This window comes from Sphingobium sp. PNB (assembly GCF_019873065.1).
GTDB classification, from domain to species: domain Bacteria; phylum Pseudomonadota; class Alphaproteobacteria; order Sphingomonadales; family Sphingomonadaceae; genus Sphingobium; species Sphingobium fuliginis.
In genome coordinates this window covers 36,242-57,636 of record NZ_JAINEZ010000019.1, presented here as the reverse complement: position 1 = coordinate 57,636, position 21,395 = coordinate 36,242, and the positions used below count along the sequence as shown (strand labels likewise).

The following is a 21,395-nucleotide window of genomic DNA, read 5'->3' as shown; positions in this document are numbered from 1 at the left end:
GTTATGGTTCTGGGCGGCCCAACCCGAAACCGGGCGAGCCGCGAATGGAGAGGGCGCAGCAGCCAGTGCTGGCGCTACGCGACAGACCGCCTATATAGAAGTCGCCACCATTTCCGCAATCAATGAGTCTTCCCAAATCCGTGGCTTCCGACCGTCTCTATCTGGATCACGCCGCCACCACGCCGATCCTGCCCCAGGCAAGGGCAGCGATGGTCGAGGCGATGGAGAACTGGTCCAACCCGTCCAGCCCCCATGGCGACGGCCGCGCCGCCCGCGCCCTGCTGGAGGATGCCCGGCGGCGCATCGGCGCGGCGCTGGGATGGGGCGGGCAGATCATCTTCACCTCCGGCGCGAGCGAAGCCATCGCCATCGCACTGGGCCGCGCCAGCTTTGACCGCATCCTGACCTCTCCCGTCGAACATGATTCGGTCCTGCGCGTCACGCCCCAGGCCGAGCGGCTTCAGGTGGACGCAAATGGCCTTCTCCCTGGTCCTTCCCGCCGTTGCGAGGATGAGGGGCATGAGACCATCCTTGCCATCCAGCATGTCAACAACGAAACCGGGGTCATCCAGCCTCTCGATGCGATAGACCGCAAGGGCGCCGTCCTTTTCGCGGACTGCGCCCAGAGTGCAGGCAAACTCCCCCTCCCGGATGCCGACATGATCGCGATCAGCGCGCATAAATTCGGCGGTCCTCCGGGCACGGGCGCGCTTCTGATCAAGGATCTTGCGCTGATCCGCCCGAGCGGCGGTCAGGAGCAGGGCTATCGCCCCGGCACCGAAAACCTGCCCGCCATCCTCGCCATGGCGGCGGCGCTCGACGCGCGCACGGACTGGCTTTCCAAAGCCGCGATCCTTCGCGCGCGGCTCGACGCCGCCATCGAAGCGGCCGGCGGAGAGATCGTCGCCCGCAATGCCCCGCGCATCCCGACCATCGCCAGCTATCGCATGCCCGGCCTTTCCGCCCGCGCCCAGCTTATCCAGTTCGACCTCGCCGGCATTTCCGTTTCGGCCGGCAGCGCCTGTTCTTCGGGTTCGCTCAAGACCAGCCATGTCCTCCATGCCATGGGCTGGGACGATGCGCGGGCGGGCGAAGTCGTCCGGGTCAGCTTCGGCCCGGATACGAGCGAGAAGGATCTGGATCGCTTCGCCGCGGCCTGGAACCGGATGGCGGGGCGGGCCCGGTGACGATCTATCTCGATTATCAGGCGACGACGCCTCTTGCGCCCGAAGCCTTCGATGCGATGGTCCCCCTGCTCCGCGACCAGTTCGCCAATCCGCACAGCGCCCACAGGCTGGGCCGCGCCGCCACCGCGCAGGTCGATCTTGCCCGCGCGGAAATCCTGAAGCTGCTGCCCGATGGCGGCCGCCTGATCTTCACCTCCGGCGCGACCGAGGCGCTCAACATGGCGATCCAGGGCGCTCCGTCGGGCGGCATCGTCACCATCGCCACCGAACATGCCGCCGTCCTCGACACGGTCGATGCGCTGCGCCGGGCGGGCCGGGACGTCACGATCCTGCCGGTCGGTCCCGACGGGATCGTCGACCTTGAAGAAGCCGCCTGGGCGATCCGTCCCGGCACGGCGCTCGTCGCGGCCATGCTGGTCAATAACGAGATCGGCGTCATCCAGCCTGTTGCGGAGCTGGCCGACCTTGCGCATAGGGCAGGCGCGCTGTTCCTCTGCGACGCCGTGCAGGGCTATGGCCGCGTGCCCATCGCGCCCCGCTGCGACATGATCGCGATCAGCGCCCACAAGATCCATGGGCCGAAAGGCATCGGGGCGCTCTGGCTGCGCGAGGACGTGACTCTCACGCCGATCATCCACGGCGGCGGCCAGGAGGGCGGCCTGCGTTCGGGCACCCTTTCGCCGGCCCTGTGCGCGGGTTTCGGGGCCGCCGCCCGGCTGATGCGCGAACGCGCGGAAAGCGACCGCCTGCATGTGGAAGCGCTCTGGAGCGCCGCCCGTGGCCTCTTCTCCCAATGGACGGTCAACGGCAGCGAGGATTTGCGCTATCATGGCAATCTGAACCTCCGAAGGGCAGGAGTCGACGGCGCGCGGTTGTTGTCGGAATGCCGCGATGTCGCTTTTTCGCTCGGCAGCGCTTGCGCAAGTGGGTCCGGGCGGCCTAGCCATGTGCTGCGCGCACTCGGCCTTTCAGACGCGGAGGCGCGCGGATCGGTGCGGATCGGCTTCGGCCGGTACACGACACTGGCCGAATTGGGGGATGCGGCGGAGGCAATGAACAGGGCAGCCCAAATATGGGCGCCATGAAGCGTCGTGCGAAAGAGCGGAAAACCGTTTTTCGCATCATGCGGCAACAGAGAGCGGGGAACGCATATCATGACCAGGGTCGTCTTCATCAGCGCCGATGGAGAGCATAAGCAGGAGGTCGAAGCGCCGACAGGCGCCGTGTTGCTGGAGGTCGCGCAGGCAGCGGGCCAGCCGCTCGAGGGAACCTGCGAGGGGCAGATGGCCTGCTCCACCTGCCATGTCATCGTCGATGCCGCCGACTTCCCGAAGCTGAAGCGGGCGAGCGAGGATGAGGAGGACATGCTGGACCTTGCCGCCGCCGCGACCCGAACCAGCCGCCTGTCCTGCCAGATCGTGCTGGACGAAAAGCTGGACAGCCTGACGGTCCGCATTCCGGGCGAATCCTATAATATGCAGGGGATGTAGGCTTGTCGAAGCGCCTGATCCTTGCGGCCCTGCTGCTCGCCGCGCCGGCTTTCGCGCAGCAGGAGGCGCCGCGACCTTCGCTCCTGCCGCCAGCGCCCCGCTACATGGTGAGCGAATCCGCTTTGGCATCCGTGCGCAATCCCAAGGAGATAGAGAGCGCGACTGGCGGCCGGCTGGGCGTCGCGCTGGTCGACAGCAAGGGCGCTTTGATGCTGGGCTTCAACCGGGACGAGCGCTTCGCCATGTGTTCGACCTTCAAGGCCCCGCTCGCCGCCGCCGTGCTGACCGGTGCGGAAGGCGGCAAGTTCGGGTTGGAAGGGCAGATCAGCTTCACCAGGTCCGATCTCCTGGACTATGCTCCGGTCGTCAGGAAGAATGTGAAGCGCGGCCGCATGTCGATGGAGGAACTGGCGGCGGCAGCCGTGGAGGTCAGCGACAACAGCGCCGCCAACCTGCTGCTGCCGATGGTCGGCGGGCCGGAGGGCCTGACCCGCTTCATCCGCGCCCATGGCGACATGGTGACGCGGCTCGACCGCAATGAGCCCTCGCTCAACGAAAATGTCGAGGGCGACGAGCGCGACACCACCAGCCCCGCCGCCATGGCCGGCCTGATGGGCCGCCTGATCTTCCGCGACCTCGCGCCGGAAAGCGCCGAAAAGCTGCGCGGCTGGCTCAATGCCAGCACAACCGGCGCCAACCGGATCAAGGCGGGCCTGCCCAAGGGCTGGACATCGGGCAGCAAGACCGGAAGCTGCGGCACCGCCTATAATGACGTGGCGCTGGTAAAGGCCCCGTCGGGCGAGGAATATATCCTCGCCATCTATCTCGACCGCCCGACCATCGACGCCAGGGCCGCCGAAGCCGCCATAGCCGAAACCGCCCGCGCGGCGCTGGATTTCGTCGGGAAGGCGCAGAAGACGGGGCTGGAATAAAGCCGCGACCTTGCTGGGAATACGGCGCTCTTCTGGCGATCCCTCTCCTTGGCCCCTTGCCATAACCGCCACCTTTCGCCATATGCCGCGCCGGGAGTCGGGCGGACGTAGTCGTCGCGAACCTGGTCAGGTCCTGACGGAAGCAGCCACAGTGATTTCGCTGCGGGTCGTTCCGGCTCCCACCTCCAAACAGCATCCGTTCGGACCGGGCCTGACGGCGTCCACTTCTTCTTTCGATGTTGGAACGATGAAGGCTGCCCTTCGGGTCGCCAAGCCCCGTACGAACGGCTAGAAGATTCGCATGTCCGATTCCCCCCAGCCCTATCGCGTGCTCGCGCGCAAATATCGCCCGCGCAATTTCCGGGAACTGATCGGGCAGGACGCGATGGTCCAGACGCTGGGCAATGCGATCCGCCGGGGACGCCTGGCCCATGCCTTCCTGATGACCGGCGTGCGCGGCGTGGGAAAAACCTCCACCGCGCGCCTCATCGCCAAGGGGCTGAACTGCATCGGCCCGGACGGGCAGGGCGGTCCCACCATCGATCCCTGCGGCGTCTGCGAACCCTGCATGGCCATTGCCGAGGGACGCCATATCGACGTGGTCGAAATGGACGCCGCCAGCCATACCGGCGTCGACGATGTGCGGGAAATCATAGAGGCGGTGCGCTACGCCGCCGTTTCGGCCCGCTACAAGATCTATATCATCGACGAAGTTCACATGCTGTCCAAGAACGCCTTCAACGCGCTTCTGAAGACGCTGGAGGAGCCGCCGGCGCATGTGAAATTCCTCTTCGCCACGACGGAAGTGAACAAGGTGCCGGTGACGGTGCTGTCGCGCTGCCAGCGCTTCGACCTGCGCCGCATCCCCGCCGAACTGCTCGCCGCCCATTTCGCCCATGTGGTGGAGGCGGAATCGGTCGCGGCCGAACCCGATGCGCTGGCGCTGATCGCCCAGGCGGCCGAGGGTTCGGCCCGCGACGGCCTGTCCATCCTGGACCAGGCCATAGCGCATGCGGAAATGGGCGAAGGCGCCCCGCTCGTCACCGCCGTGCAGGTTCGCGACATGCTGGGCCTCTCCGACAGGGGCGCCACACGCCGCCTGCTGGGCCTGCTGCTCGAAGGCGACACCGGCGCGCTGCTTGGCGCGGTGCGCGATCAATATGCGCTTGGCGTGGAGCCGCTCTCGCTGATGCGTGGCCTGCTGGAACTGGTCCATGCGGTGACGCTGGTGAAGGCGGGCCGCGACATCGCCAATCCCGGCCAGTCGGCGGAGGAGCGCGAGGCTCTGGCGGATTGGGCCTCGCAACTCGGCTTCGCGCCGCTGCACCGGCTATGGCAATTGCTGCTGAAGGGCCATGAAGAGGTTGCCAGCGCGGCATTGCCGATCGAAAGCTGCGAAATGGCGCTGCTGCGCGTGATGCACGCCGCGACCATGCCCGACCCCGGCGAGATCGCCCGCCTGCTGCGCGAAGGCGCGCCCGCCGCCGCCGCTCCGGGGCAGGCGCCCGCCGCCATACCCTCCGGATCACCTGCCGCGAAACTTCCGGCCAGCTTCGAAGAGCTGATCGAAGCCTTCTGGCAGCGCGGCAAGGGGCAACTTGCGCAGGAAATGCATGATTGCATCGGCCTTGTCCGCTATGCCGCGCCGGAGCTGGACTATGCCCCGACGTCTTCCCTGTCGTCCGATTTCCTTGCCCGCCTGAACCCGGCGCTGCGCGAGGTGACCGGCACGGCCTGGCGCGTCAGCGCCGTCGACGGTCCTGCTGCGCCGACCCTGCTGGAACAGGAAATGCGCAAGGCGGCGGATGCCCGTGCGGAAATCATGGAAACCCCGGTGGTCAAGGCGGCGTTGGCTGCTTTCCCCGATGCCGAGCTTGGCGACGAGCTCGAACAATGGAGTGCAGAGCGATGAAGGATCTGAACGAAATATTGGGCATGGCGAGCCGCGTGCAGGAGGAACTGCAACGCGCCCAGGAAAATCTCGACAAGCTGGAGGTGGAGGGCAGCGCAGGCGGCGGACTGGTCAAGGTCCGCGCCTCGGCCAAGGGGCGCATATTGGGCGTCGCCATCGACGACAGCCTGCTCGCCGTGTCGGAAAAGCAGATGCTGGAGGACCTTATCACCGCCGCGTTCAACGATGCGCGCAAGAAGGCGGATGAAGTGTCCAGCGCCGAAATGGGCAAGATGACCGCCGGCCTGCCGCTGCCGCCCGGCTTCAAACTGCCTTTCTGATCGTGAGCGTGCCGGGGATCAGCCTTTATTCATCATTGCGATCCCATAACGCATGATTGAACCATGCGGCGACCATCCCCATAAAGGCGATGAACCGCATGACTGGGTGGAATGTCACCCCGGAGAGTGAATGACTACGCAATATCCCCTGCTTCCTCTGCGCGACATCGTCGTCTTCCCGCAGATGATCGTGCCGCTGTTCGTGGGCCGCGACAAGAGCGTGGCCGCGCTCGAATCGGCGATGGAAGGCGACAAGGAAATCTTCCTCGTGTCGCAGCTCGACCCGGCGGAGGATGATCCGGGCCAGGATTCGCTCTACGACACCGGCGTCATCGCCGTGGTGCTGCAATTGCTGAAGCTGCCCGACGGCACCGTTCGCGTGCTGGTGGAGGGCAAGCAGCGCGCCCGGCTGGACGGCATCGGACAGGCCGACGGCCATATGGTCGCGGATGTGACGGCGGTCGAGGAAATCGACGCCGAAGGGCCGGAAGCCGCCGCGCTGATGCGTTCGGTGGCGGAGCAGTTCGAAAATTACGCCAAGCTCAACAAGAAGCTGCCGGCGGAAACCCCCGTGCAGTTGCGCGAGATCGAGGATGCGGGACGTCTGGCCGATGCCGTCGCCGCCAACATCAATGTCAAGGTCGCCGACAAGCAGTCGCTGCTGGTCGAAGCCGACCCGGTCAAGCGCCTCGAAATGGTCTTCGCCTTCATGGAGGGCGAACTGGGCGTGCTCCAGGTGGAGAAGAAGATTCGCGGCCGCGTGAAGCGGCAGATGGAGAAAACCCAGCGCGAATATTATCTCAATGAGCAGTTGAAGGCGATCCAGCGCGAACTGGGCAATGGCGATGGCGAAGAAGGCGACGAACTCGCTGAACTCACCGAGAAGATCGCCAAGGCCAAGCTGAGCAAGGAAGCCCGCGCCAAGGCGACGGCGGAGCTGAAGAAGCTCAAGGGCATGCAGCCCATGTCCGCCGAAGCCACGGTGGTGCGCAACTATCTCGACGTGCTGCTGGGCCTGCCCTGGGGCAAGAAGGGCAAGGTCAAGACCGACCTCAAAAAGGCGCAGGCGATCCTCGATGAGGATCATTTCGCGCTGGAGAAGGTCAAGGACCGGATCATCGAATATCTCGCGGTGCAGGCGCGCACCAACAAGCTGAAGGGCCCCATCCTGTGCCTCGTCGGGCCTCCGGGCGTCGGCAAGACCTCGCTCGGCCGTTCGATCGCCAAGGCGACCGGGCGGGAGTTCGTGCGCCAGTCGCTGGGCGGCGTGCGCGACGAAGCGGAAATCCGGGGGCACCGCCGCACCTATATCGGTTCATTGCCGGGCAAGATCGTGACCAACCTCAAGAAGGCCGGGACGATGAACCCGCTCTTCCTGCTGGACGAAATCGACAAGCTGGGACAGGATTTTCGCGGCGACCCCGCCTCCGCGCTGCTGGAGGTGCTGGACCCCGAACAGAACAGCAAGTTCCAGGATCATTATCTGGAGATCGACGTCGACCTTTCAGACGTCATGTTCGTGACCACCGCCAACTCCCTGAATCTGCCGCAACCTTTGCTCGACCGCATGGAGATCATCCGGCTCGAAGGCTATACGCAGGATGAAAAGGTCGAGATCGCCCAGCGGCATCTGTTGCCCAAGCAGATCGACGCCCACGGCCTGAAGGAAGGCGAACTCGACGTTACCGAGGAGGCGGTTCGCGATCTGATCCGCTACTACACCCGCGAAGCCGGCGTCCGCACGCTGGAGCGCGAAGTGGCGCGCCTCGCCCGCAAGGCGCTGCGCAAGATCCTCGAAGGCGCCTATGACAAGGTGACGATCACGCCGGACAATCTGGCCGACTATGCCGGCGTGCGTAAATTCCGCCACGGCGTGGGTGAGGAAGAGCATCAGATCGGCGCGGTGACGGGCTTGGCGTGGACCGAGGTGGGCGGCGAACTGCTGACCATCGAAGCGGTGACCGTGCCCGGCAAGGGCGCGATCAAGACCACCGGCAAGCTGGGCGAGGTCATGAACGAGTCGGTCCAGGCCGCCTTCTCTTATGTGAAGGCGCGCTCGCCCGGCTATGGGATCAAGCCCAGCATTTTCACCCGCAAGGACATCCACATCCACCTTCCCGAAGGCGCGGTGCCCAAGGATGGCCCCTCGGCAGGCATCGGCATGGTGACGACCATCGTGTCGACCCTGACCGGCATTCCGGTGCACAAGGATGTGGCGATGACCGGTGAAGTCACGCTGCGGGGCCGCGTCCTTCCTATCGGCGGCCTCAAGGAAAAGCTGCTTGCGGCGCTGCGCGGCGGCATCAAGACGGTGTTGATCCCCGCGGAAAACGAGAAGGATCTGGCGGAGATTCCGGCCAATATCAAGGAAGGGCTGGAGATCGTTCCCGTGTCCCATGTCGATGAGGTGCTGGCCCGCGCACTGATGAGCAAGCCGGAAGCGATCGCGTGGACCGAGGAGGATGACCTTGCCGCCCAGCCGAACCCGGCGCAGGGGCGGGACGGGGAAGCGTCCATTCGGCACTGAGCTGGGTAATGAAAGCGGCGTCGCACGGCTATTCAGCAAGCTTTTACCATAAAATCTTGCTTGACCGGCCGCCGACGCTGCTTTCCCTTTGACAAGGCCCGAAAGCTGGGCCTTATTGCGCCGCCTACGCCGCGATTCCTAAACTATCCAAACAGCTAGAAGGGGGTTCCCAAGGCATGAACAAGCAGGATCTTATCAGCGCAGTCGCTGAAAGCAGCGGCCTTTCCAAGAGCGACGCCAGCAAGGCCGTCGAGGGTGTTTTCGACGCCATCACCGGAGCCCTGAAGAAGGGGGATGAAGTTCGTCTGGTCGGTTTCGGCACTTTCTCCGTTTCGCAGCGCAAGGCCTCGACCGGCCGCAACCCGCGCACGGGCGAGACGATGACGATCAAGGCTTCGGCCCAGCCCCAGTTCAAGGCCGGCAAGGGCCTGAAGGACTCGGTCAACTAAGGATTTTCAAGGGGCGCTCCCCGGTGGAGCGCCTCGGTCCGTTTTCGAGCCGGCATCGCGGTTGGCGGAATTTTTATCGGAGAGAGACTGCCGGATTTGAGCGCGGCAGCAGGGAGCGGGGCTCTCATGCGCGCTGATCTTCCAGGGCATGAAAGGGGTGGGGGCATCACGCTTCTCACCCCTTTTCTTTTTATTTCGGCATTGCGGCTTTTTCCGCATCAGGCCGCTTGACGGCGCGGGAAGGGCCGCATATGTGGCCCTTCTCTCAAGGGGCACAGCCCCTGTGGCGATCGTAGCTCAGTTGGTTAGAGCGCCGGTTTGTGGTACCGGAGGTCGCGGGTTCGGATCCCGTCGATCGCCCCATTTTCCTTCGATGGATGAATTTGCGTGAGGGGCGCCGGATCGCCTTCGAACCTGGTTTGCGCTCAGCCAGTCGACATGCTCTCCTTCTTTCCCGCGACGGCTCTTCATCATTCAGGGCTTCGCATGAGCGCCACCGCCCTCTATAGCCGCCTTCATGGACGAAGCACGTGACCGGGGCCTGACCCTCAATCCCAAATATGACAAGGACGGCCTAATCACAGCCGTCGTGACCGATGTGGACAGCGGGGAACTGCTGATGGTCGCGCATATGAATGCGGAGGCGCTTCAGCTTACCCGCGATACCGGCCTTGCGCATTTCTGGTCGCGCAGCCGCCAGTCGCTCTGGAAGAAGGGCGAGACGTCCGGCCATATGTTGCAGGTGCGGGATCTTCGCATCGACTGCGACCAGGACGCTGTCTGGGTGAAGGCTCTACCCGCCGGTCCCACCTGTCACACCGGCGCGCGCTCCTGCTTCTTCCGCCGCATCGGCCCGGAAGGCCTGACAGCTGTCGATGCGGCCGACTAGCCTTGCCGCATTGCTGTTGCTCGCGGCGTGCCAGCGTGAGGCTGCGCCCGCACAGGGGCCGCGCGAAACCGGCATGCAGACCAGTTCCGGCCTCGAACGTGCAGCGATCGAAACCGGCGTGATCGCTGATGCGGCCAAGGTGCCTGCCATCGGCCTCTACCAGCGCAATCATGAAGCCGGTCGCGATGCGCTTTGCGTAGTCCCGGCCAAAAATGGCGACTATCGCTTCGGCCTGGAGGCGACCTTCGGGGAGGATCAGAGCTGTGCAGGCAGGGGCTCCGCGCGGCCAGCGGGCGACAAGCTGATCCTCAGCTTCTCTCATAGCGATCATTGCATCGTGGTGGCTCAATATGACGGCGATCAACTATCGCTGCCGGGCGTTGTCGACATGAACTGCGCGACTGTCTGCAAGGGAAGGGGCTCCCTCGAAGGCGTCAGCTTCCCCCGCGTGGCGAGCGACGCCGCGTCGGCTTTCCAGGCCCGCGACAGTGGTGGCGGGCTGCTATGCGAGTCGGACTAGACGCTTCGGACCCTGTCATGCTCCGGCGAACGGCGGAGTGCGGGATGTGTTGGAGGACTTACTCGCAGGCTACCGTCGCCAAGCGCAAGGACCTTTGGCGCAGGTTCAAGGCCAGCAGGAAGACCGCCAAGCCCCCCAAGGCCAATCCCGCGCCGATCCACCCGGTCGATGTCAGGCCGTAGCCGGCCGAGATCGCGAGCCCGCCAAGCCATGGTCCCAGCGCATTGGCGACATTGAAGGCGCCGTTATGCGCCGCCGCCGCCAACGTCTGCGCATCGCCCGCCACGTCCATCAGCCGGGTCTGCAACACGCTACCCAGGCCCCCGCCGCAGCCGATCAGGAAGATCACCAGCGACAGGCTCCAGATATTGCCGGCCATCAGCGGGAACAACGCCAGCGACGCCGCGCTCCACAGCAGCACGCCGATAGCGGTCCGATTCGGCGCCCGATCTGCCGCTGAGGCCGCAACAAGATTGCCGATCGTCAGGCCTATGCCGAAGATCGCCAGCACCACCGGCACCAACTCCTCGGACACATGGGTCACGGAAATCATCGTCGAGGCGACATAGGTGTAAACCGCGAACAGCCCGCCGAAGCCGATAGCGCCGGTCAGCAGCGTCAGCAGCACCTGCGGTTCGCGCAACGCGCCCAGTTCGCGCATCGGGCTGGCTTCCGGATCGCCGGCGTCGCGCGGCGCATAGATCGCCACCAGCGTCACCGTGATCACCGCCAGCAACGCCACGATGCCAAAGCCCCAGCGCCACCCCAGCGCCTGCCCCGTCCAGTTCGCCACCGGCACGCCGACCACGGTGGCGACCGTCAGGCCCGTCATCACCTGCGCCACCGCCAGCGCGCGCCGGTCATTCGGCACCAGGGACGCCGCCACCAGCGCCGCGACGCCGAAATAGGCACCATGGGGCACACCGCTCAGGAAGCGGAACAACAGCATGGTCGTATAGTCGGGCGACAGGGCGCTGAGCGCATTGCCTATCGCGAACCATGCCATCAGCCCGATCAGCAGCTTCCGCCGGGGCAGCCGCGCGCCCAGCACGGCGATCAGCGGTGCGCCCACCACCACGCCCAGCGCATAGGCGCTGATGGCATGGCCCGCCATGGGTTCGCTGATACGCAGATCGCCCGCGAAAAAGGGCAGCAGGCTCATCGCCGCGAATTCAGTCGTGCCGATGGCGAAGGCGCCCATGGAGAGCGCGAGAATGACGAGAGCGGGGTGAACCGCGCGGCTGGCCTGCGCCATCGGTTGCTCCATGTTGCGATGCGATAGGAATGCCGTCCGCACATGATAGAGTTGCGGATTGAAATCAAGTTATGTTCACATGACTTTATTGCAATTACGCCAATAAGTTGCGCAACTCACATGGCCTGTCGGGCTTGGCTGGTGTCCAGCATCCTGCCATTGGTGATGACGACCAGGTCGCCCACCTTGGTCACGCCGAACAGCTTTCTCGCGAACGGCTTTGGCACGCCGATGCAGCCATGGGTGGCATTGCCCCACTGGACGTCGCTGCCGTGGATCGCCACGCCGTCGCTGGTCAGGCGCAGCGTGTATGGCATGGGCGCGTTGTTGTAGGTCCGCGAATAATGATCGGCGTCCTTTTCCGTGATCGGGAACGCGCCAAGCGGACTGGGCTTGTCGTCCGCGCCATAGAGGATGACCGCCGATCCGATCTCATAACCGGCGCGGAATACCGACAATGTCTGCGCCTTGAGGTCAACCGTGATGATGACCCTTCCCGTCGCCGGCGCGCCGCTTTCGTCCCAGACATAATCGCCATGGCGGAAAGGGCCTTCGATGGGGAGCACCCGCCTGACCATCAGGGCGTGCGGATCGACCGCGAGGGGCTGGGCGCGGGTGCGCTCGACGGGTGGGGATGACCTGGCCGGCTTCGGCGCTTCACTCCTTTGAGCGCTTGTCCTGCCCTGCGGAGGGAGATCGCGCCCGCGGCCGAACGACAGGCCCAGCAACAGCATCACCGCCGCCGCACCGCCGCCGATCGCCAGCTTCACCCGCGTCGAAACCCGTCCCGCCATGAACCGTCCGTTATCCCAGATCGTCGTCATCCGCGCGGGGGCGGGGATGACGACCCGTAGCAGCCCAAGCCATTGCAGAAAAAGGTTAAGGCTTCAGCCTTCCCGTTCCACCTCCGCCGCGGCTATGGCGGTAAGGTTCAGGATGCCGCGCGCCGTCACGCCGGGCGTCAGCACATGGATCGGCTGCGCCAGACCGACCAGCATCGGCCCGACCGTGGGCGAACTGGAGGAAGCCGACAGCGCCGTCAGCGTGATGTTCGCAGCGTCGAGATTGGGCATGACCAGCAGGTTGGCCGGCCCCTCGAACCGCGAATCCGGGATCAGCCGCTCGCGCAATCCCTGGCTGAGCGCTGCATCGGCGTGCATCTCGCCATCGACCATCAGTTCCGGCGCGGCCTTCTTCACCAGCTTGAGCGCCTCCCGCATCTTGCGGGCGCTGGGGGAATGGGACGCACCGAAATTGGAATGCGACAGCAGCGCCACGCGCGGCGTCAGCCCGAAATGCTTGAGTTCAGTCGCGCCGAGCAGCGCCATTTCCGCAATCTGGTCGGGCGTGGGATCGGGCACCATATGGGTGTCGGTGATGAACAGCGCGCCCGCGTCCAGGATAAGGCCGGAAAGCGCATAGACCCGGCTGTTGCCCGGGGTGCGGTCGATGATGCGCAGCACATGCTCGACCTCGCCCCAATATTCGCTGTTGCCGCCCACCAGCGCCGCATCGACCCGCCCGGTGCGCAGCAGCATGGCCGCGGTGACGCTGGGCCGGCGATAGACATGGCGCACGACTTCCGCCGAGGAAACGCCGCGCCGCGCGGCGACGGCGCGATACGCCTCGACCAGTTCGCCCATCAGCAGATGGTCCGTTTCGGGATCGACCACCTCGACATCGCGATCCAGCGCGAAGCTGAGGCCGAGGTCGGGCAGTTTCTGGTTCAATATGCGCCGGCGCGCCACGATGATCGGGCGGACGATGCCTTCGTCCAGCGCATCCTGAATGGCGCGCAGCACGCGCTCATCCTCGCCCTCGCCATAGGCGATGCGCCGTTGCGTTCCCCGCGCTGCCTCGAACACCGGCAGCATCAACTGGGCGGAGCGCGTATTCTGCTGCGTGAGCTGTCGCTTATAGGCTTCCAGGTCGAGCTGCCGCTTGGCGACGCCGCTGTCCATGGCCGCCTTTGCCACGGCGCAGGCGATCTCCGCGATCAGGCGCGGGTCGAAGGGGGTGGGGATGATATAGTCCGGCCCGAACACCAGCTTGCGCCCGCCATAGGCCTGGGCGACGCTGTCATGGGCGGGCATGCGGGCGAGATTGGCGATGGCGTCGGCGGCGGCGACCTTCATCGCCTCGTTGATCTCGGTCGCCCGCGCATCCAGCGCGCCCCGGAAGATATAGGGGAAGCACAGGACGTTGTTGACCTGATTGGGATAGTCCGACCGCCCAGTGGCGATGATCGCGTCGGGGCGCGCTTCCCGCGCCACTTCGGGGCGGATTTCCGGCTCCGGATTGGCGAGCGCGAAGATCAGTGGATTGGGGGCCATCAGCGGCAGCCATTCGGGCTTCAGCACACCGGGCGCGGAAAGGCCCAGGAACAGGTTCGCCCCCGGCAGCACGTCGGGCAGGGTCCGCGCATTGGTGGTGCGGGCATAGCGGGCCATGTTCGGCAACATGCCCTCGCGTTCCGAATGGATGACGCCGTCCTTGTCGGTTAGCGTGACATTCTCTTGTCGAAGGCCCATCGACACCAGCAGGTCGACGCAGGCCAGCGCCGCCGCGCCCGCGCCGGAGGTGACGAGCTTGGCATCCGCCAGCGTCTTGCCCTGCAACACCAGTGCATTGCGCACCGCCGCCGCTACCACGATGGCGGTGCCATGCTGGTCGTCGTGGAAGACCGGAATGTTCATCCGCTTCTTCAACTCCGCCTCTATGGCGAAGCATTCCGGCGCCTTGATGTCCTCCAGATTGATGCCGCCGAAGGTCGGTTCCAGCAGGGCGACGGCGTCTACGAATTTCTCGGGATCGGTGGTGTCGACTTCGATGTCGAATACGTCGATGTCTGCGAATTTCTTGAAGAGGACGGCCTTGCCCTCCATCACCGGCTTGGAGGCCAGCGCGCCGATGGAGCCCAGGCCCAGCACTGCCGTTCCGTTGGAGATCACCGCGACCAGATTGCCCCGCGCGGTATAGTCCATCGCCTTTTCGGGATCTGCGGCAATGTCGACGCAGGGCGCGGCGACGCCGGGCGAATAGGCCAGCGCCAGGTCGCGCTGGTTGACCATGCGCTTGGTCGGTTCGATCCTCAGCTTTCCGGGTTGCGGATAGCGGTGATAGTCTAGGGCGGCGCGCCGGGTGTTTTCGTCCATGAAATGGCCCTTAAAGCCGCTTTTCCGCGCGGGCAATGCCCGACCGCTCCCATGGCGGGCTGGGGGCATATAGTCCGACAAGAAAATCAATGAAGGCGGTGATGGCGAGTGGCGGATTATTTTGTGGCAGATGAACGGCATAGAGGCCGACATCCGCCGATCCCTCATGATCCGGCATGATCTGCCGAATATCGCCCCGCTCCAGGGCGTCGCTCACGTCCCAGAGCGAACGCAGGGCGACGCCCACCCCGGAAAGCGCCAGTTCCCGGACCATTTCGCTGCTGTTGGTGCGGACATGGCTGTCGCCTTCGATCAGGACCGGGCCCCTGGGTCCGAGCAGGCGCCAGGGCAATTGTCCCTCCGCCGCCAGCAGGCGGTGCTTGCGAAGATCGGCGGCGGTCTGCGGCATGCCGAAGCGCGTCAGATAATCGGGGGCAGCGCATAGCACGCGCCGGTTGGTCGCCAGCCGATGAGCGGCAAGGCCCTGGCCTGGATCGGCCGTGATGCGGATGGCCAGGTCCGCGCGGGTCGCCAGCAGGTCGGCATAGTCGTCCGACAAATCTATCTGCATCCGGACCTTGGGGTGCGCCTCCAGAAACCGGCCCAGATAGGGTGCGACGTGCATGCGCCCGAAGGATGTCGGCGCGGATACCCGCAGCGTCCCTGTCGCCTCCGCCGAAGCGCCGGAGACGCGCCGCTCCGCCGCGTCCAGCGCGGCCATGATCGCGCGCAGGTCTTCATGCAGCCGTTCGCCGGCCGGAGTCAGCGCCAGCCGCCGCGTGGTCCGGTGGATCAGCCGGGTGCCCAGCCGATCCTCCAGCCGGACCAGCCGCTTCGACACCATGGCGGGCGAGACATGCAATCTTCGTCCCGCCGCCGCCATGCCGCCTTCGTCGACGATCGTCGCGAAAAGATCATAATCCGGGTCCATCATTTGTTTCACCAGAGGAAAATCTGAATTCGAATAATATCATCTACCGCGCATAATGCACCCCGTCTATGGTCCCGTTCAAAGGAGACCATCCATGACCAGCATGACCGATCGCGCGGGCCTCAAGGTCGCGCAGCAACTCGCCACCTTCATCGAGGAGCGCGCGCTTCCCGGCACGGGCATCGATACCGGTGCTTTCTGGCGTGGCGCCGCCGCGATCTTCGCGCAATTCGCGCCGGAAAATGCGGCGCTGCTGGCCAAGCGCGACGCGATTCAGGCACAGATCGACGGCTGGCATCGGGAAAGGGCGGGCCAGCCTGTTGACGCTGCCGCCTATCAGGGCTTCCTGCGCGATATCGGCTATCTCGTCCCCGAACCTGCGCCGTTTCAGATCGGCAGCGAAAATGTCGATGAGGAAATAGGGCGCCTCGCCGGACCGCAACTGGTCGTTCCCATCCTCAACGCCCGTTTCCTGCTGAACGCCGCCAATGCGCGCTGGGGCAGCCTCTACGACGCGCTCTACGGCACCGACGCGATTCCCGGCGCGGCGGCCGGCAAGGGCTATGACGCGCAGCGCGGCGCGCAGGTCATCGCCTGGGCGAAGGCCTTCCTGGACGAAGCGATACCGCTCGCCAACGGCTCCTGGGCCAAGCTTGCCAGCGACGACATCCAGCTTGCCGATCCCGGCCAATATCTCGGACGGAGCGAGAAGGGCCGACTCTTCCGCCATAATGGCCTGCACATCGAAGTCGTCTTCGATCGCGCGCACCCCATCGGCAAGGACGATCCGGCGGGCATAGCCGACGTCATCCTCGAATCCGCGCTCACCACCATCTGCGATCTCGAGGACTCCGTCGCCGCCGTCGATGCGGAGGACAAGGTCGCCGCCTATTCCAACTGGCTCGGCCTGATGCAGGGCGACCTCACCGACACGTTCGAGAAGAACGGCGCCATGATGACCCGCGCCCTCAACCCCGACCGCGGCTATACCGCGCCCGACGGCAGCACCTTCACCCTGCCGGGCCGCAGCCTGCTGTTCGTCCGCAATGTCGGCCATCTGATGACCACGCCCGCCGTCCTGCTCGCCAACGGGCAGGAAGCGCCCGAAGGCATTCTCGACGGCATCGTCACCACGCTGATCGCCCTGCATGACCTGAAGCGTGAAGGCGGCAACAGCCGCACCGGCAGCGCCTATATCGTCAAGCCGAAGATGCACGGCCCCGAAGAAGTCGGCTTCACCAACCGCCTGTTCGACGCCATCGAAGACCTGCTGGGCCTCAACCGCCACACCCTGAAGGTCGGCGTCATGGATGAGGAGCGCCGCACCTCCGCCAATCTGGCCACCTGCATCGAGGCGGTGAGGAATCGCATCGTCTTCATCAACACCGGCTTCCTGGACCGCACCGGGGACGAGATGCACACATCGATGCGCGCCGGCCCGATGATCCGCAAGGGCGAGATGAAGACCAGCGACTGGATCACGGCTTACGAGGACCGCAACGTCCAGATCGGCCTCGCCTGCGGCCTGTCGGGCCGCGCCCAGATCGGCAAGGGCATGTGGGCCGCGCCGGATCGCATGGCCGACATGCTGGACCAGAAGGTCGGCCATCCCAGGAGCGGCGCCAACACGGCCTGGGTTCCGTCCCCCACGGCGGCGACGCTGCACGCGACTCACTATCACCGCATCGACGTCTTCGCCCGCCAGGCGGAACGCAAGGTCGAGGCCATCGCACCCCTCGACAAGCTGCTGGCCATTCCGGTCGCGCAGCCGGGCCGCAACTGGTCGGAAGAGGAAATCGCCCAGGAACTGGACAATAACGCGCAAGGCATCCTTGGCTATGTCGTCCGCTGGATCGATCAGGGCGTCGGCTGCTCCAAGGTTCCCGACATCCATGACATCGGCCTGATGGAGGACCGCGCCACGCTGCGCATCTCCTCGCAGCATATGGCGAACTGGCTGCTTCACGGCGTCTGCACGACGGAGCAGGTCGACGCCGCCTTCACCCGCATGGCCGCTAAGGTCGACGCCCAGAATGCGGGCGACCCGCTCTACCGGCCGATGAGCGGCAACCCGGACAGCCTTGCCTGGCAGGCGGCCCGCGCCCTGGTCTTCGAGGGCGTGGCGCAGCCCAATGGCTACACCGAACCGCTGCTCCACAAATATCGGGCATTGGCCAAGGCGACGGCTTGAGGCTGTGGGATTGAGGCGGATGGCTCATCGCGCCGCCCGTCCTGCCAGCAGCACATAGCCCTTTTCAGAATTTCCTGCCCAGCTATGTTGGGCAGGAGCCGGCGGCGTTCTATCAAGTCATTTCATCCAACCCTGCCTGGTGGGACGCCGATCTGCTCATGGACTTGCCCGCGATCATTGCCGACATCGTCGCTCATGCTGCGAGCCGGGAAGATCGCGGCACGGTCGCCAGCTATATTCCGGAACTGGCCAAGGTCGATCCCGGCCAGTTCGGCATCGCTGTCGCGACCGCCGATGGCCGGTTGATTGAGGGAGGCGACTGCGCCACCGGCTTTTCGATCCAGTCCATCTCCAAGGTGTTCGCCCTGACGCTCGCGCTCGGCAAGATAGGCGATCAGCTTTGGCAGCGGGTAGGGCGGGAACCGTCCGGCAACGCCTTCAATTCCATCGTTCAGCTGGAGCAGGAACAGGGCATACCGCGAAATCCCTTCATCAACGCGGGCGCCGTCGTCGTCGCGGACGTCAATCTGGGCGGTCATCAACCCCGCGTCGCGATTGGAGAAATGCTGCGCTTCGTCCGCTATCTGGCAGGCGACGACGGCATCGCCATCAATGAAACCGTCGCGGCGTCGGAAACGGCGACCGGCTTTCGCAATATGGCGCTGGCCAATTACATGCGCGCCTTCGGCAATATCCGTCATCCGGTCGATCTGGTGCTTGGCACCTATTTTCACCAATGCGCGATCGAGATGAGTTGCCGTCAACTCGCACTTGCGGGCCGCTATCTGATGCTCGACGGCCGGCATCCCGAGGGGGGACGGGTCGTTTCATCCAGCCGGGCCAAGCGGATCAATGAGACCTGTGCGCGGGTGGGCGTAGCACTCTAAAATCTTATGGATATTCGACGAGCGTTCGATCCGGCCTATGCTTTGCAGGCGGAGGCATATCACGCTGGCACGGAGAGAATATTCATCGTGCGCTTGAGGTTGTAGGCGATGGCGGTGAGATGGACTTGGACGGCGGCTTTGGCGAGGCCTCGCCATCGCATTCGGCGCAGGCCGTAACATCGCTTCCATGTCCCGAAGATCTTCTCGATCCGACCGCGCACGCGATGGATCGGTCGATTCCATTCATGGAGCTTGCGCAGCGTTTCGGCTTCATCGCGGCCCCACATCCCGGTGGCGACGATCCGGGGAATGCCGCCCTTTGCGCGCACGGCATCGCGAAAGTGATTGCCGCGGTACGCGCTGTCGGCAAACACCTCGCCAGGGTTCTCGGGCAGCGCGTCGGGACCTGCCTTCCCATCATTGATATTCGCCGATGTGATCGACACTTCCTCGACCAGCGCCGTATCAGCATCGGCGCCGACATGGGCTTTGAACCCATGAACAGCCCGCTTTCCCTTATGCTTTACCCAGCGCGCCTCATCATCATCCTCAGTTGCGGAAGCGATGATGGTGGCGTCGACCAGTGTCCCGGTCTTGACCGTTACCGCCTTTGATTTGAGCTGCATGGTCACGGCTTCAAACAGCGTTCGGTCAAGCTTATGGGCAACCAGCAGCCTGCGAAATCTGACGAACGCGGTACGTTCAGGCGTCGCTTCATTCGCGGAAAATCCGCAGAACCGGCGAAAGGAGGCTCGATCGTCGAGCGCCTCGGCCAGCTTTACATCGGACAGATCGTACCAGATCGACAGCAGCAGCGCCTTGAACATCGCCAGCGGCGGCCAGGCGGGTTCGCCCTTAGCGGCCGGGTAGAGCGGATCAAGGAGCACCGCGATCGGGTTCCAATCGATCAGGGAGGCAAGCGCGTCGAGCGACGAAGTCGTCCGCTCGCGTCCAACAAAACCAAACCGCTCCTGACCAATCGAACGATGCGCCATCCGCTGCTCTCCTTCTTGGAAAGCCCATAGAATCAGCTATCAACGCTTCTGTCTACGCCCACCCGCGCACAGGTCTCGAGATGGTGAGATAGAGCGCTGCAAGATACGGCGTCCGTCGCCCACCTGCCTCCAATCCCGAAGGAAGAGCGTTTAAGAGCACCCTCCCCCATGCCTCAATAATTCCATTGCACCTGTGTACGGATAAGATTGCCTTCCGCACGACCTATACGGCGTTCGTCGGCTTCGGCGCGCTTCATTCGGGCGAAGGCAAGGGTGAATTCCAGCGCTTTCCACGGCTGCCATTCGACGCCCAGTTCCAATTCGTCGGTTTCCAGACGCGGCGCATTCGTGCCCGCCTTCCACCCGCCGCGATAATATTGCCAGCGGCCATAGGGCATCAGCGTACCGATCGAGTCCGTGGGCATGCGGTACATCATCTGGACATAACCGCCGTTCAGCTTCCTGGTCAGGATGGATTGGCTGGCGCGATCATATTCCGGCCCCTTGCCCCAATTCCATTCTGCCTGGATACCGAAGGGCTGCGGGTAGAGCATGGCGTGGATGCCAAGGCGATCGTCATCATAGGCCACGGAACTGACCGAGCCGCTGCGCAGTTCGGGCTGCACGTCATTCATCATTGCAGAGCCGCCGATTTCGAACACCTGCCCGGCCAAGGCTTCACCCAGGCCATCCAGTTCGAAAGGCCAGGTAGCGAAGGCGACCTTCATCAGACCGCGATTCTGTTCCGTCCTGTTGGTGCCTTGCCCATTAAAGGCGCCTATGCCGAATGCGCCGTAATTGCCGAATAGCTTCTGGCCGTCATGCGACAGCCGATCCCAGATCTTCTGCACCGAAGATGGAGTATAATAGCCGACAATGCCAAGGTCTCGCTCGCTCGGCACCGCGCTGTTAATTGCATCGCTGCGATCAAGCGTCAGGCGGTTGGACGAGGACTGCATATTTTCCCAGCCAAAAGGCACCTTCGACTGGCCGAAACGCAGCCGGAAACTCTTCCCCTTGTCAAGGAAGACGTCGGCATAGGCGTCCCGCAATTGAGCGAAGCCCTCCCGCCGCTCGCTCCCCGCCTGGTTGTTCACCGCGGTGGCGAAATCGGATTGAAGATAGAGCGACACGCGATCGGAAATGTCGCCCTGAAGCACCAGCCGCGCACGGCGCAGCGAAAAGCTGCCCCGGTCCGAGATCGAACTGTCATGGACCGATCGAAGGCGGGAAACGCCGGCAGGCGCGCTATCGTCGCCCGACAGGAAGGCATTGTAGCGCATCTGGGTATAGCCCCGAAGCGAGAGCCGTTCGTACCACGCCTTCGACCTGGACTCCGGGGCCGATGCGGGCGCGGCGGCCGGCGGCTGCACGGGTGCACTGGCCAGCGCGGCCGATGGCGTAGCGGCAGAGACAGCAACGGCCGCAGCGGGCTCCGCGGCGGCGGGCGCGGACCTGCTGGCGGCGAGCGCGGATGTCAGCGCCTGCACCTGCGCCTTCAGTTCATCGATCTGGCGTTGCAGTTCCGCATTGCTCTGGGCGTGCGCCACCTCCGGCATCAGCGCCAGCAGGCTTACCATCATAACCCTGCTTTTGAACATCTTCACCCGCACCGACTGACTCCCCCTGTGTCCACTGGGTGCGGCGGCTATGGCATTTCAGCGACAATGGGATGACAGTAATATTTCATTTTGATGACAGGTGGCCGCACCATTGCCGCGCAGGTCCAGGCAGGCTGCTCCCCGCTTCTCGATA

At 64.6% G+C, this 21,395-nt stretch carries 18 protein-coding genes, 1 tRNA gene and 1 other RNA gene; 14 read left to right on the top strand and 6 right to left on the bottom strand.

Translation table 11 applies throughout. From position 1 onward, the window contains the following. The first annotated feature begins 140 nt into the window (after positions 1 to 140). From K7W03_RS09090 to K7W03_RS09035, 12 genes are all read left to right on the top strand, one after another. Positions 141 to 1,187: a cysteine desulfurase family protein gene (locus K7W03_RS09090; protein ID WP_222886115.1), complete on the top strand. Its 1,047-nt coding sequence runs from the start codon at positions 141 to 143 to the stop codon at positions 1,185 to 1,187. Next, the gene (locus K7W03_RS09085) at positions 1,184 to 2,272 is read left to right on the top strand and encodes a cysteine desulfurase family protein (RefSeq protein ID WP_319024303.1); all 1,089 of its coding nucleotides are present in this window, start codon (positions 1,184 to 1,186) and stop codon (positions 2,270 to 2,272) included. Before K7W03_RS09090 ends, K7W03_RS09085 begins: the two co-directional genes overlap by 4 nt. 69 nt (positions 2,273 to 2,341) lie before the next feature. Further along, positions 2,342 to 2,677 carry a 2Fe-2S iron-sulfur cluster-binding protein gene (locus tag K7W03_RS09080; protein ID WP_025549833.1) on the top strand — a complete coding sequence of 112 codons (336 nt, stop codon included), beginning with the start codon at positions 2,342 to 2,344 and terminating at the stop codon, positions 2,675 to 2,677. Positions 2,678 to 2,691: 14 nt separating this feature from the next. After that, positions 2,692 to 3,609, top strand: a complete 918-nt coding sequence (gene blaSGM, locus K7W03_RS09075) for an SGM family class A beta-lactamase (protein WP_410483111.1) — start codon at positions 2,692 to 2,694, stop codon at positions 3,607 to 3,609. Between the two features lie 89 nt (positions 3,610 to 3,698). Continuing rightward, positions 3,699 to 3,796, top strand: an RNA gene (gene ffs / locus K7W03_RS09070) — signal recognition particle sRNA small type. A 114-nt stretch (positions 3,797 to 3,910) separates the two neighbouring features. After that, a complete protein-coding gene (locus tag K7W03_RS09065; RefSeq protein WP_222886114.1) occupies positions 3,911 to 5,521 on the top strand; it encodes a DNA polymerase III subunit gamma/tau in 1,611 nt (536 codons plus the stop codon). Continuing rightward, entirely contained in the window at positions 5,518 to 5,841 is a 324-nt protein-coding gene (locus tag K7W03_RS09060; RefSeq protein ID WP_025549830.1) for a YbaB/EbfC family nucleoid-associated protein, read from the top strand. The genes K7W03_RS09065 and K7W03_RS09060 overlap by 4 nt, the downstream gene beginning before the upstream one ends. Positions 5,842 to 5,971: 130 nt before the next feature. Beyond that, the gene (lon, locus tag K7W03_RS09055) at positions 5,972 to 8,368 is read left to right on the top strand and encodes an endopeptidase La (RefSeq protein ID WP_222886113.1); all 2,397 of its coding nucleotides are present in this window, start codon (positions 5,972 to 5,974) and stop codon (positions 8,366 to 8,368) included. Between the two features lie 176 nt (positions 8,369 to 8,544). Beyond that, the gene (locus K7W03_RS09050) at positions 8,545 to 8,817 is read left to right on the top strand and encodes an HU family DNA-binding protein (RefSeq protein WP_222886112.1); all 273 of its coding nucleotides are present in this window, start codon (positions 8,545 to 8,547) and stop codon (positions 8,815 to 8,817) included. Positions 8,818 to 9,103: 286 nt separating this feature from the next. Continuing rightward, positions 9,104 to 9,180, top strand: a tRNA-His gene (locus K7W03_RS09045). A 154-nt stretch (positions 9,181 to 9,334) separates the two neighbouring features. Beyond that, positions 9,335 to 9,706: a phosphoribosyl-AMP cyclohydrolase gene (gene hisI / locus K7W03_RS09040; protein WP_044662087.1), complete on the top strand. Its 372-nt coding sequence runs from the start codon at positions 9,335 to 9,337 to the stop codon at positions 9,704 to 9,706. Further along, entirely contained in the window at positions 9,693 to 10,226 is a 534-nt protein-coding gene (locus K7W03_RS09035; protein ID WP_222886111.1) for a hypothetical protein, read from the top strand. The genes hisI and K7W03_RS09035 overlap by 14 nt, the downstream gene beginning before the upstream one ends. Positions 10,227 to 10,284: 58 nt before the next feature. Here K7W03_RS09035 and K7W03_RS09030 read toward each other — a convergent pair whose 3' ends face one another. The 4 genes from K7W03_RS09030 to K7W03_RS09015 all read right to left on the bottom strand — a co-directional run bounded on the left by K7W03_RS09030 (position 10,285) and on the right by K7W03_RS09015 (position 15,570). Continuing rightward, positions 10,285 to 11,481, bottom strand: a complete 1,197-nt coding sequence (locus tag K7W03_RS09030) for an MFS transporter (RefSeq protein WP_222886110.1) — start codon at positions 11,479 to 11,481, stop codon at positions 10,285 to 10,287. Positions 11,482 to 11,597: 116 nt separating this feature from the next. Then, entirely contained in the window at positions 11,598 to 12,275 is a 678-nt protein-coding gene (locus K7W03_RS09025) for a L,D-transpeptidase family protein (RefSeq protein ID WP_222886109.1), read from the bottom strand. Between the two features lie 93 nt (positions 12,276 to 12,368). Beyond that, positions 12,369 to 14,636 carry an NADP-dependent malic enzyme gene (locus K7W03_RS09020; protein WP_025549824.1) on the bottom strand — a complete coding sequence of 756 codons (2,268 nt, stop codon included), beginning with the start codon at positions 14,634 to 14,636 and terminating at the stop codon, positions 12,369 to 12,371. Positions 14,637 to 14,646: 10 nt separating this feature from the next. Beyond that, complete coding sequence (locus K7W03_RS09015) at positions 14,647 to 15,570, bottom strand: LysR family transcriptional regulator (RefSeq protein WP_025549823.1); 924 nt, start codon at positions 15,568 to 15,570, stop codon at positions 14,647 to 14,649. A 91-nt stretch (positions 15,571 to 15,661) separates the two neighbouring features. Here K7W03_RS09015 and K7W03_RS09010 point away from each other — a divergent pair, with 91 nt between their 5' ends. Further along, on the top strand, positions 15,662 to 17,758 hold the full coding sequence (locus tag K7W03_RS09010; RefSeq protein WP_222886108.1) for a malate synthase G: 2,097 nt from the start codon (positions 15,662 to 15,664) through the stop codon (positions 17,756 to 17,758). A 158-nt stretch (positions 17,759 to 17,916) separates the two neighbouring features. Next, the gene (gene glsA, locus K7W03_RS09005) at positions 17,917 to 18,645 is read left to right on the top strand and encodes a glutaminase A (RefSeq protein WP_264319051.1); all 729 of its coding nucleotides are present in this window, start codon (positions 17,917 to 17,919) and stop codon (positions 18,643 to 18,645) included. A 59-nt stretch (positions 18,646 to 18,704) separates the two neighbouring features. On the opposite strand, the gene K7W03_RS09000 is transcribed toward glsA, so the two are convergent. After that, entirely contained in the window at positions 18,705 to 19,640 is a 936-nt protein-coding gene (locus tag K7W03_RS09000; RefSeq protein WP_222886107.1) for an IS5 family transposase, read from the bottom strand. Between the two features lie 173 nt (positions 19,641 to 19,813). Beyond that, positions 19,814 to 21,223, bottom strand: coding sequence for a porin (locus K7W03_RS08995; RefSeq protein WP_222886106.1), 1,410 nt, complete (start codon positions 21,221 to 21,223; stop codon positions 19,814 to 19,816). Positions 21,224 to 21,395: the final 172 nt, after the last annotated feature.

Bases quoted from the DNA above. Each gene is read 5' to 3' on its own strand.
- lon (WP_222886113.1), top strand. From the start codon at position 5,972: ATGACTACGCAATATCCCCTGCTTCCTCTGCGCGACATCGTCGTCTTC.
- K7W03_RS09050 (WP_222886112.1), top strand. From the start codon at position 8,545: ATGAACAAGCAGGATCTTATCAGCGCAGTCGCTGAAAGCAGCGGCCTT.
- K7W03_RS09010 (WP_222886108.1), top strand. From the start codon at position 15,662: ATGACCAGCATGACCGATCGCGCGGGCCTCAAGGTCGCGCAGCAACTC.
- K7W03_RS09035 (WP_222886111.1), top strand. From the start codon at position 9,693: ATGCGGCCGACTAGCCTTGCCGCATTGCTGTTGCTCGCGGCGTGCCAG.
- K7W03_RS09080 (WP_025549833.1), top strand. From the start codon at position 2,342: ATGACCAGGGTCGTCTTCATCAGCGCCGATGGAGAGCATAAGCAGGAG.
- K7W03_RS09065 (WP_222886114.1), top strand. From the start codon at position 3,911: ATGTCCGATTCCCCCCAGCCCTATCGCGTGCTCGCGCGCAAATATCGC.
- K7W03_RS09015 (WP_025549823.1), bottom strand. From the start codon at position 15,570: ATGATGGACCCGGATTATGATCTTTTCGCGACGATCGTCGACGAAGGC.
- K7W03_RS09030 (WP_222886110.1), bottom strand. From the start codon at position 11,481: ATGGCGCAGGCCAGCCGCGCGGTTCACCCCGCTCTCGTCATTCTCGCG.
- K7W03_RS08995 (WP_222886106.1), bottom strand. From the start codon at position 21,223: ATGATGGTAAGCCTGCTGGCGCTGATGCCGGAGGTGGCGCACGCCCAG.
- hisI (WP_044662087.1), top strand. From the start codon at position 9,335: ATGGACGAAGCACGTGACCGGGGCCTGACCCTCAATCCCAAATATGAC.
- K7W03_RS09060 (WP_025549830.1), top strand. From the start codon at position 5,518: ATGAAGGATCTGAACGAAATATTGGGCATGGCGAGCCGCGTGCAGGAG.
- glsA (WP_264319051.1), top strand. From the start codon at position 17,917: ATGGACTTGCCCGCGATCATTGCCGACATCGTCGCTCATGCTGCGAGC.
- K7W03_RS09025 (WP_222886109.1), bottom strand. From the start codon at position 12,275: ATGGCGGGACGGGTTTCGACGCGGGTGAAGCTGGCGATCGGCGGCGGT.
- K7W03_RS09020 (WP_025549824.1), bottom strand. From the start codon at position 14,636: ATGGACGAAAACACCCGGCGCGCCGCCCTAGACTATCACCGCTATCCG.
- K7W03_RS09000 (WP_222886107.1), bottom strand. From the start codon at position 19,640: ATGGCGCATCGTTCGATTGGTCAGGAGCGGTTTGGTTTTGTTGGACGC.